This is a genomic window from Acinetobacter sp. ATCC 27244, from assembly GCF_000156555.1.
GTDB lineage: Bacteria > Pseudomonadota > Gammaproteobacteria > Pseudomonadales > Moraxellaceae > Acinetobacter > Acinetobacter haemolyticus.
In genome coordinates this window covers 42,633-43,932 of sequence record NZ_GG665950.1, presented here as the reverse complement: position 1 = coordinate 43,932, position 1,300 = coordinate 42,633, and the positions used below count along the sequence as shown (strand labels likewise).

At 34.4% G+C, this 1,300-nt stretch carries 1 protein-coding gene; it reads left to right on the top strand.

What is annotated here, in order from left to right:
- Positions 1-68 precede the first annotated feature (68 nt).
- A partial coding sequence (locus tag HMPREF0023_RS02320; protein WP_008941085.1) for a DEAD/DEAH box helicase occupies positions 69-1,300 on the top strand: 1,232 nt, incomplete at its 3' end.

The window sequence follows — 1,300 nt, the reverse complement described above, 5'->3', positions numbered from 1 at the left end:
CCTATAAATTCAGCTGCGGCCACAACGCAGAACTTTATGATTAATCAAGAAACTCAAAGGTCTTTTATATGTCTTATTTTAAAGATACCACTGTCAATATTGTTGGGAATAATAAACTTCGATCTCCCCAAATTGAAGCTTATATAAAAATTCAAGATTATTTTGAACAAAACCCTCAGGGTGAAGCACTAGTTGTGTTACCAACAGGTACAGGAAAATCAGGGCTTATTTCAATAGCGCCATATGGAACATCAAATGGACGTGTCCTTATCATCACTCCTGGCTTAGTCACAAAAGAAAGTATTAGTAAAACTCAGGAGTCTTTAAAAGATAATTTTTGGATTAATTTTGATGTAATTTTTGGTTCAAATAATTTACCTGTAGTATGTGAATTTACTCCAGATATTACAGATGAGCATCTGGCTAGCAGCAATATTATTTATTCAAATATTCAAAGAGTGATTAGCCAGTATGAGAATTGTTTGAAAAATCGAGTACCACATGATTTCTTCGATATGGTTATTATTGACGAATCTCATCACTCTGCCGCTTCTAGCTGGGAAGCAATTCTTGGATACTTTAATACAGCTAAAAAACTTCATGTTACAGGTACTCCTTTCAGAGGAGATGGTTTACCAATTCCTGGTGAAAAGATTCATGAAACACCATTGTCTGAAGTTATGCGGGACAAATTTGTAAAATACTTAAAGAAAGAGACCGTAAATGCTCACCATTTATATTTTATAACACCAGAGTTTCCCGATGAGAGATTAACAGTAGAGCAAGTATTACGCTTCAAAGATTCTGAATGGATACAAAAGTGCGTTGCCCTGTCAAAAGAGTGCTCAATGGATGTTATCAATCATAGTCTTATTAAATTGAAGGAATTAAGAGAAATATCACCAGACGTACCTCATAAAATTATCGCTGTTGGTTGTAGCATTCAACATGCGGAAGATCTACAACGTTGGTATGAAGAAGCTGGGCTTAAATCCATATTGATTCACAGTAATATGGAAAAAAATATTCAAACCGCAAAGTTTAAGGCTATCGAAAATCATGAGTGTGATGTAGTTGTATCTGTGAATATGCTGATGGAAGGTTATGACCATAAGTATCTAACTATATTATCAATTTTTAGACCTTACAAAAGTCTAAATGCATTTGCTCAAGTAATTGGTCGTGTATTACGTGCGATTCCAGAAGAGGAAATCAGAGCATTTGAAATTGATAACAATGCCACAGTTATTTTTCATGAAGAAACTGGGCTAAATGAATTATGGGAAGACTTTCAAAAGGA